The organism is Calothrix sp. PCC 6303, assembly GCF_000317435.1.
In the GTDB taxonomy this organism is placed as follows: domain Bacteria; phylum Cyanobacteriota; class Cyanobacteriia; order Cyanobacteriales; family Nostocaceae; genus PCC-6303.
In genome coordinates, this window is sequence record NC_019751.1 from 6,757,522 (window position 1) to 6,767,834 (window position 10,313).

Here is a 10,313-nt window from a genome sequence, read left to right on the forward strand (position 1 = left end):
TGGGGGTTTAAGTCTAGGCTGTTGAGTCTGTGGATTGTAGAGGTTATGAATTCATAAAAAATCTGTGGTGCAAAAGAAAATGTCGGGTATGGGTATAGGTTGTTACTTCCAGAAGCCACAACAGGGTACTCCCCCTGCTAAAAGCCCCCTTCCCCTCTGCTTCTTCGGTGAGGGAAACTTCCCCCACAAACGTTCCTTGTCTAAATCCCCCTTATCAAACACCCTTATTACTCATCACTCGTTACTTGTTTTTAATCTCCTGGAACTTTCTCCTTACTAACTTCTCTTTCTGGTTTTGCATACTTACCAGGATACTTAGTCTGAAAATACTCTTCTAAAACTCGTAGTGTTAGGGGACCGCAAAAAGCACCACCACCCCCACCAGAGTTTTCCCCGAATGCCACCACAACGATTTCCGGCTTGTTATAGGGAGCATAGGCACCAAACCAAGTATGATTAGGGCGACCAGTACCAGCCTCAGCGGTACCACTCTTACCTGCTGTGGGGGGGATAGTTGGAAGATTTAACCGTTTACCTGTACCCTCAGTAATTACCTTTCGCAAGCCATCTTGAAGAATTCTTACAGTGGAAGGTTGCATCCCCACTGAAGTTCGCCAATTTTTTGATTCTTCATTATCTTTGAGTAGATGGGGTTTGACACGATAACCACCATTGGCAGGAACAGCAAACATAATGGCTACCTGTAGAGGGGAGGTTTGTAATGCCCCTTGTCCGATGGACATATTGATGGTGTCACCTACAGTCCAGGGGATTTTCATCGCTTTTCGCTTCCAAGTGTCATCAGGAACTAAACCCTTGGACTCTTCCCAAAAGAATTCAATCCCAGTTTTTTCACCAAAACCATATTTCCTTGTCCAATCAATTAGAGTTGGACCACCAATTCCCCTACCAATTTGATAAAAGAAAGTATCGCTACTATGTGCCATCGCACCGGGAAATCCTAAAGGACCAAATCCGGCATGATTCCATTCACCAAATGTGACACCACCCACTGTTAAAGATCCGTAGGTTGGTAATACAGTACTTGGATTATATTTACCAGACTCTAATCCAGCAGTGGTGGTGACGATTTTAAAGGTACTAGCAGGGGGAAAGACACTTAAAACTCTGTTAACAAGGGGGTGATTTTTGCCTTGTAAGGTTTCCCAGTCTTTTTGAGTCACCTTTTGTTTGGAGAAAATATTGGGATCAAAGCCAGGATTTGAAACCATCGCCAAAACCCCGCCATTATTCGGATCTATAGCAACTATTGCTCCCCGCTGACCTGTGGCGGCTAGAGCTTTTTGAGCCGCTAATTGTACATTCAAATCAATAGTTAAGCGTATATCTTTACCTGCTTTTGCGGGCTTATCACCTAAGATATTTTGGGGTCTTCCCCGACCATCAACTTGAACTTCTTGCCCACCCCATTCGCCTCGTAGCTCCTTTTCATAGGCTTTTTCGACCCCCATCTGACCAATGACATCACCCAAGCGATAGCCTTCTTTTTCCCTTTCTTTTAATTGTTCAGGAGTCAATTCTCGTGTATAGCCAATGACATGCGCCATCGCTGTACCATGGGGATAATATCGTACAGCTTCGGTATGTATTTCCACATTGGGAAGTTCGTCTTCATACTCCTTGAGTGCTGTGATTTGAGATTGATTGATGTCACGAGCAATACGTACCAACAAGGATGAGTTGGGGGAATTAGGAATTTGTCCAGCTTCCTCCAACTTCTGCTCTATTTCAGCCTGAGTCATATTCAGGATTTTGGACAAACGGGGGGCAATCATTTCTGCCCATCGTTGTGGGTCTTTTTCATGTGCCATGGGCCACAAGTAGACAGAACGAGGATACCGTGTTGTGGCAATCAGCTTACCATTACGGTCAAAAATATTACCTCTTTCTGGTTGCTTGGGAATTACTCTGACTCGGTTAGCTTGGGCTTTAGAGCGGTATTTAGAGCCATCAATTACTTGCAGGTAAGCAAGTCTTACTTCTATAGCGATGAAAGCAGCAAGGGTGAATAAGATAAAGAATAATGCTTGGTTTCCACGTCCGACGCTACGTGTTTCCTTGTTTTTGCTAAGTGGAGATTCTAACAAAGCCATAAGAAAAATATGTATTTTAAATAATAACGTTGTCTTTATACAGTCTGGTAGGGCTTTAACCCGGTATTTCAGTGAAAATTACCCTGATTTTTTTAAAGATAATCTAAGTAATTGATTTTGATGGATACAATTGACCAAGGTGTCTTTGAATTACTGTTTAAATCTGATCTATTTTGAGTGAGAATCGTAGTTTTTAAGTCAGGACTATGAGTCGGTGTAGCCAATCTTAGTGGCTGATGCTAGTCTGCCACAAGGCACTAGATGTTGAGCTTACGATGCTTCGGGAAGCCGCTGCGGGTCTATTCAATGACAAAACTTCACTTTTCATAATGAAGGAGGTTTAGGTAACTTGAATCACTTGGGTAGTCTACATACAAATACTTAAAAATTGGAGTTATGTCTCAATCTGTAACACAAGAACAGGAAAATGCGGCGGTTTTAGAACCGCTTAGTGTTGAGTTACGGAATGTTTTTAAATTTTTTAACCAAGAAGCAGCCGTACAAGGAGTTGATTTGGATGTTAAGCAAGGTGAGTTTTTTAGCATCTTAGGTCCTTCCGGTTGTGGAAAAACTACTACATTGCGTTTAATTGCTGGTTTTGAGACAGTTGATGCAGGTCAGGTATCAATTTGTGGACAGCCTATGACTAATGTTCCACCTTACCGTCGTCCCGTCAATACCGTATTTCAAAGTTATGCATTATTTAAGCATTTAAGTGTATGGGAAAATGTAGCATTTGGTTTGAAATTAAAAAAAATACGTAAAAAAGAATTAGAAAGTCGGGTAAACGAGGCTTTAGAATTGGTGAGAATGGACGGATTGCGATCGCGCTTTCCATCGCAGCTTTCTGGAGGGCAACAACAACGGGTTGCTTTAGCGCGTGCGTTGGTAAATCTTCCGGCAGTGTTGTTGCTAGATGAACCCTTGGGAGCTTTAGATTTAAAATTACGTAAGGAAATGCAGGTTGAATTATCGAACCTGCATCGAGACTTAGGGTTGACCTTTATTATGGTGACACATGACCAGGAGGAAGCGCTGTCATTAAGCGATCGCATTGCCGTAATGAACCAGGGTAAAGTGGAACAGATAGGAACCCCCAGTGAAATCTATGAAAGACCCCGCACTGCTTTTGTCGCTGATTTTATTGGTGATACCAACCTATTTGAAGGTGAAATTACCGGGATTGAAGCTGATAATCTTCAGGTGACAACTAAAACCGGATTAAAAATAGTTGTTGCCCGTAGTGAATCATCTCCAACAGATTTATCTCAATCAGTAACTATTAGTATCCGTCCTGAAAAAATTCAACTATCGCTTTATAGACCAAGTATTCAGATTAACTGTTTTGAAGGGCAGTTAATTAATGTCATGTATTTAGGAACTCGCGTTAATTATATCGTTGAGTTGGCACAAGGAAAACGAATCACCGTGACTCAACCAAACACTTTTGGAATTTTACCAGAACCCGACATGCCAATTTATGCATGGTGGACGGAAACGGATGGAATACCAATTGGGTAAAATCAGTGAACAGTGAACAGTGAACAAATTTGATAACTGGTAACTGATAACTCATAAAATTTGAGATGATGAAGAGAATAACTAGTAGAAGAAATATCCTGAGAGGATTAGCAGCAATTTTTGGATTTTCCCTTGCAGGTTGCGGTTGGAAATTAGGAAATATCCGTGCAGCGAGCAATACAATTAGCCGGGACGTACTCCGTCTCTATTCATGGACACAATACACCGACGACAAAGAATTAATAAAAACCTTTATCAGGCAAACTGGAATTAGTCTATTTGCTGATTTATACGATTCAAATGAAATAATGCTGGCAAAAATAAAAGCAGGTGGAGGTGCTGATTACAGCGTTATTTATCCATCTGATTATATTGTCCAGGAAATGTTAGATGCAAACTTATTAGCAGAAATCAATCATCAGAAACTAGTAGGAATTGATAACTTATTTCCGCAATTCCAAAATCCACCATACGATCCAAATAATCGTTATAGTATCCCCTTTACTTGGGGAACAACAGGCTTTATTTATAATTCCGAAAAATTAACAACCCCCCCTGAAGATTGGGAATATATTTGGCAAAACCGCGACATACTCAACAAGCGGATGACATTAATGAATGATTCTCGTGAAGTGATGGGTGCGGCATTAAAAATGCTGGGTTATTCCTACAATGCAACAGACGAAACTCAAATAAAAGCAGCATACGAGAAACTCAAAGAAATCAAAGACTCAATTTCATCCTTTGATACCGATGCATGGAGAAGTAAAATAGTTACTGGAGACTTAGACTTAGCAATGTCTTACTCCAGCGATGCCATAAAACTTACCAAAGAGAATCCAAAATTAAAATACGTAATTCCCAAAAGTGGGACATCTTTGTGGACAGACACACTAGTAATCATGAAAACAGCACCCAACCCCGACGGTGCTTACGCATGGATAAACTACTTACTTCAGCCAGAAGTATCAGCCAAACTCACCCAAAACCAGAGTTTAGCAACACCCAACCGTGCAGCATTTGAGCAACTGCCAGCAGCAATCCAGAATAACACCAACCTATTCCCCTCACAATCACTCCTGGAAAAATGCGATCGCATGTCACCATTAGGAGACACCCTAGAAATATACGAACGTTATTGGACAGAACTAACCAGCAGCTAACCAAGAGGAAAAGGGGCAGGGAGCAGGAATATATTATCGTATAAATCCCTCTTCTCTCTTTCTTCTCTTCTCTGCGCCCCTCTGCGCTTCCCTTCGCGCCCCACCCTGCGGGAAGCCGCAAAAGCGTCTACTGCGTTAAAAATATTATATTTATTTAAAATGCACATCCCCGAAAAACCCAAACCAAACTGGTTTCCCCCTTTTGCCCTCTTAGCACCATCGGGAATCTGGCTACTACTGCTACTCGTCCTACCAACATTAATTATTTTCCAGTTAAGCCTAGTACCAGGAATACGTCCAGGACAAATAGTCAACCCCAGCAGCATCGCCAATTATAGCCGAATATTTAACCCCATTTACATCCAAGTAATCACGCGATCGCTTTACTTGTCCATCGGTACTACCATCATCTGCTTATTCCTGGGTTTCCCCATCGCCTACTGGATTGCCCAAATTGTCCCCCAACGTTGGCGCAACATCTTATTACTCGCCTTCGTTTTACCATTATGGACATCATCCCTACTGCGTACCTACGCTTGGATCACCATACTACGTCCCACAGGATTACTCAACACCCTACTTACCAGCACCGGATTACCCCCACTCAACCTCCTCAACCAAACATCAGCAGTATTTATTGGTATGAGTTACAGCTTACTTCCCTATATGATTTTAATCCTGTACTCATCCCTGGAAAAAATCGACAGACGCTTGCTAGAAGCCGCATCAGATCTAGGTGCAAACCCAATTCAAGTTTTTTTTCAAATCATAGTACCCCAAAGTTTCACCGGAATCTTCGCTAGTTGTTTTTTGGTATTCATTTCATGTTTAGGCGATTTTATCAACCCTGAACTTTTGGGGGGTGCATCCAGCATGACAGCAGCGAGGTTGGTTTATAATCAATTTCTAGGTGCCACCCAAAACTGGGGATTTGGTTCCGCTTTGAGTATGACATTAATTGCTTTGGTTAGTATAGCGATCGCGCTTTTAATCAAATTTGGTGATGAGAAAATCAGCTAGCCAAAAAAGTTAGATATTAAGAATAAATACTCTTGACTTTTAAGATTTGACTAAAAATGCTTATCTAGAAAAATAAATTTTAACAATACCTGACAGCGCAAGCGATCGCGTAAGTAAGATAGAAGGGTAAGCACCCCAAAAAATCACCAATGACTTCAACGCTGACGAAATTACCTCGTCTCAATACTCCAAAACTACACCGACTACCTAGCGGATTAACGATAGTTGCGGAACAAATGCCCCTAGAAGCTGTTAATCTCAGTTTGTGGCTAAATGTCGGTAGCCGTGTCGAACCAGATACAATAAATGGGATGGCTCATTTCCTCGAACACATGATTTTTAAGGGGACTGAGCGGTTAGTAAGTGGAGAATTTGAGCGACGGATTGAGGAAAGGGGTGCTGTAACTAATGCGGCAACAAGTCAAGATTATACCCATTACTACATTACTACTGCACCTCAAGATTTTGCGGAGTTAGCACCGCTACATATTGAACTAGTTAATAACCCTAGTATCCGAGATGAGGCTTTTGAGCGAGAACGCTTGGTAGTGCTGGAAGAAATTCGTCGCAGTGAAGACAGTCCCCAGCGAAGAATTTTTCAGTGGGTGATGGATATGGCATTTGAACGCTTACCATACCGACGTTCAGTATTAGGACCAGAAGCTGTAATTTCCCAACTTCAACCTCAGCAAATGCGTGATTTCCACGCAGGTTGGTATCAACCCTCATCCATGACAGCGGTAGCTGTGGGAAATTTGCCAGTAGAGGAGTTAATTGAGATTGTTTCAGCGGGTTTTGCGGATGCAACTAAACACAAACAACCAGGAATTCCTCACCAAGAAATACCGAGTTATCCAGAACCTGCATTTACAGAGGTTGTGCGTCAGGAATACGTGGATGAAACTATCCAACAAGCTAGATTGACAATGCTGTGGAGAGTTCCAGGATTAGAAAATTTAGATGAAACCTACGCTTTAGATGTATTGTCGGGGATTTTGGGGCAAGGACGTACTTCTCGCTTGGTGAGTGAACTGCGGGAAGATTTGGGTTTAGTTTCCTATGTCTCAGCAAGTAATATGTCCTTTAGTCATCAAGGAATATTCTTGATTTCCACACATTGTGATGTGGAAAACTTGGAAATAGTGGAGGAGAAAATTATTCAACATCTCCGCACCTTGCAAACCGAAATCGTGAAAGCATCAGAAATTGATCGGGTTTGTAAACAGGTAGCAAACAGATTTATATTTGGAAATGAGACACCAAGCGATCGCGCAAATCTCTACGGCTATTATCAGTCATTAATGGGAGATTTGGAACCAGCAATGGGGTATGTAGAAAGAATGCGATCGCAAAATGCCACAAACCTCCTAAAATCCGTTCAAAAATATCTCTCTCCCGATGCATATGGAGTAGTTATTGTCAAGCCAAAACCCTAATTTCCCCGCCATGTGGACTGAAATTGATTTCCAAATTAGTCAAGTAACAGGTAGTAAATTTCACACCCAGCAACGAAAATCAGTTGCTGGAGGTTGCATCAACCAAGGTTATCAAATCAGCAATGGTGAACAAACCTACTTTGTGAAACTCAATCAAGCATCCCAAATTCACATGTTTGAAGCTGAATTTTTGGGGTTACAGCAAATGTTTGCTACCCAAACTATCCGCATCCCCAAACCACTATGTTGGGGAATTGCAGGTAATTCTAGCTACATAGTATTAGAGTGGCTAGAAATGGGTAGCGGCAACGCCAAACCTTGGGAAGAAATGGGTAAAAAACTAGCGATGTTGCACAAAACAACCAGCCAACAGGGTTTTGGTTGGGATCTAAATAACACCATTGGTTCTACACCCCAAATCAACACCTGGACAAACAACTGGGCAGAATTTTACGCAAAGCACCGTTTAGAATATCAATTTCAGCAAGCATTACGTCGTGGGGGAAACTTTCCCCAACACCAGCAACTTCTCGCAGCCATTCCCCAACTTTTGGCAGATTATCAACCTCAACCATCATTAGTTCATGGAGATTTATGGGGTGGAAACGCTGGATTTACAGTTTCTGGGGAACCAGTTATTTTTGATCCAGCCACATACTACGGTGATAGGGAAGTGGATATTGCCATGACGGAACTTTTTGGTGGCTTTCCCACAGAATTTTATCAGGGTTATAACCAGGAATTTCCCCTGGATTCAGGCTATAGCAAGAGAAAAACACTTTATAATCTTTATCATATAGTCAACCACTTTAACCTTTTTGGTGGTGGTTACAATTCCCAAGCAAATCGCATGATTTCTCAGATTTTAACTATTGAAGACCTCAGAAACCAGGTTTCACCAGATTGATAAGCAAATAAGCAAACACTAAAACCCAAAGAAACCTGGTTTTCAACGCAAACAAATCAACCCGCAGCAACCTTAAGAAAAATGTAATTTTTTACTCCTTTTTTATTGATTAATTTACGTAATAACCGATTATGACAGTTAAGGGTGCCGAATCTGGGTTTCAAAGCCATACAAAATCTAGGTTTCAACATTTTCCTCTGTACTATACATAGAAGTAGAAAGCTCCAAAATAAGTTTTTAATTTGCCCTTTGTGAGGGAAATGCACCTGGTTTAACCGCAATTTGCACAGTTTTACCACCACGCTCAACTTGCAATTGAACAGGAACACCGATTTGGCTATTTTCTACCAACTTCTGTACTTCTTCAATTTTGTTCACAGGTTGATTATTGATGCTACGAATGATGTCACCGGGTTTCAGTCCAGCGATAGATGCAGGGGAACGGGGAACAATATCCACCAGTAAAACACCCTTTTCAGTGGTCAAATTGATATTTAATCTGCTGATGACCCGTTCTCGGATTTCAGGTGTTAATGTCACCATTTGAACACCTAAATAGGGGTGATCAACTCGACCCTTAGTGATTAATTGTTGGGCAATACGTTGTGCAGTATTAATGGGAATCGCAAAACCCAATCCTTGAGCATTACGAATAATTGCCGTGTTCATCCCGATTACTTGACCACGAGCATTTAATAGAGGTCCTCCAGAATTCCCAGGGTTAATAGCTGCATCAGTTTGAATATAATCAACCCGTTTATCGGTAGCACCAATATCACTGCTAGAGCGACCTGTAGCACTGAGGATGCCGGAGGTGACAGTATTATTTAAACCAAGGGGATTTCCAATGGCAATGACAGCTTCTCCTGGCTGTAAACTATCTGAGTTACCGAGTGCGACGGTGGGTAGACTATCACCGTCAATTTGAATCACTGCAACATCGGTTACAGCGTCCTCTCCTAAAACCTTCCCGTCAACGGTGCGACCATCTTTGAAGGTGACAGTCACGGCATCAGCACCATCAACTACATGGGAATTTGTCAAAATTTGTCCACTGGCATTAATAATAAACCCGGAACCGCTGCCACGTTCAACACGTTCTCTAGGTTCTCCAGAACTACCTCCACCACCAAAAAAACGTCGGAAAAACGGATCTTCAAATTCATCCGAATTCGCAGAAGGTTTAATGGTGCGGGCAGAATCGATGCGAACTACTGCTGGACCGACCTTTTGAACCACTCCAACAACAAAATTGGGATCCCCTCCACCACTGGAAATAATCGGGGGTGGTACTGGGGTATTCAGTAGTACAGAAGAATCTGGGGAGTTAAGGGTATCCGGTTTATTCCCCAAAACACTGCTCCCGGTTTTTGCACAACTACTAACGGAAGTTAACACAACACTACTTAATACCAATAATAACAATCGCTTGATTGCCGGCTTTAGCCTCAGAGTTTTTGTATAAATATATTCATTGACTATACTGTGGTCGTTTGATTCCATATGTACTTGGTTCTCCGTGTGAATCAGTAGGTGGTAGGATATTGCCTACCGTGACAAGTTTAAAAGGGATTAAAAGTTATAAGTTTTTTTAAATCGGAAGCAGTATTTACTAAATCAGTAATTTATCTCAATTTGCACATCTATCATTACCTAAAATGTCCTCGCCAAAGTATTACTTCAGGTTAATTTGCCTAAAATCACGGTGAGTTAACAATTTTAAGGGACTTCCAATTAAATAATTATCCAATTTTCCATTCTGGAACACAGAGAAGTTGATAGTGTCGGTTTCCGTCCCGTCAAACTACCCTACGAGAAGTTGCGCTACGCAGCATCCCAATCTTTTCGGACAAGACTTCGGCGTGAGCCCTCAGTCCTTACCTCCGGTACACTTCGTTCCGACAGGCTCAGGAACCATCGAACGCTACCCAAATCACAGGATATTTTATTTTCTGGAAGTCCCTAAGTCTTTTTACTCATAACTGATATTTATACTCATTACCAATCAGTAGTTAGCAATAGAAAGCCGATTGTAGCTAAGTACGTAACAAAAAGTAAACAAATATCAGGGCTTTCTTATTTGACAGTTGTCACCAGCTTCGCTTTGATGTACTAAAATAATTTGCCTCATTTAGGATAATCCAACATCCAA

The 10,313-nt window shown here is 41.6% G+C and carries 7 protein-coding genes; 5 read left to right on the forward strand and 2 right to left on the reverse strand.

The genetic code is table 11. The features are described 5' to 3' along the window. Positions 1-251 precede the first annotated feature (251 nt). Positions 252-2,114 (reverse strand): penicillin-binding protein 2, encoded by a 1,863-nt coding sequence (gene mrdA / locus CAL6303_RS27470; protein WP_015201106.1) that lies wholly within the window; start codon positions 2,112-2,114, stop codon positions 252-254. A 396-nt stretch (positions 2,115-2,510) separates the two neighbouring features. Between mrdA and CAL6303_RS27475 the strand changes: the two genes are divergently transcribed. The 5 genes from CAL6303_RS27475 (at position 2,511) to CAL6303_RS27495 (ending at position 8,161) form a co-directional block, all read left to right on the forward strand. Then, positions 2,511-3,635, forward strand: a complete 1,125-nt coding sequence (locus CAL6303_RS27475) for an ABC transporter ATP-binding protein (protein ID WP_015201107.1) — start codon at positions 2,511-2,513, stop codon at positions 3,633-3,635. A 65-nt stretch (positions 3,636-3,700) separates the two neighbouring features. Continuing rightward, positions 3,701-4,798 (forward strand): ABC transporter substrate-binding protein, encoded by a 1,098-nt coding sequence (locus CAL6303_RS27480; protein ID WP_015201108.1) that lies wholly within the window; start codon positions 3,701-3,703, stop codon positions 4,796-4,798. 159 nt (positions 4,799-4,957) lie between these two features. Next, positions 4,958-5,818 (forward strand): ABC transporter permease, encoded by an 861-nt coding sequence (locus CAL6303_RS27485; RefSeq protein WP_015201109.1) that lies wholly within the window; start codon positions 4,958-4,960, stop codon positions 5,816-5,818. Between the two features lie 149 nt (positions 5,819-5,967). Continuing rightward, positions 5,968-7,254 (forward strand): M16 family metallopeptidase, encoded by a 1,287-nt coding sequence (locus CAL6303_RS27490; protein WP_015201110.1) that lies wholly within the window; start codon positions 5,968-5,970, stop codon positions 7,252-7,254. Between the two features lie 10 nt (positions 7,255-7,264). Further along, complete coding sequence (locus tag CAL6303_RS27495; RefSeq protein ID WP_015201111.1) at positions 7,265-8,161, forward strand: fructosamine kinase family protein; 897 nt, start codon at positions 7,265-7,267, stop codon at positions 8,159-8,161. A 237-nt stretch (positions 8,162-8,398) separates the two neighbouring features. Here CAL6303_RS27495 and CAL6303_RS27500 read toward each other — a convergent pair whose 3' ends face one another. Continuing rightward, on the reverse strand, positions 8,399-9,664 hold the full coding sequence (locus CAL6303_RS27500; RefSeq protein ID WP_015201112.1) for an HhoA/HhoB/HtrA family serine endopeptidase: 1,266 nt from the start codon (positions 9,662-9,664) through the stop codon (positions 8,399-8,401). Positions 9,665-10,313: the final 649 nt, after the last annotated feature.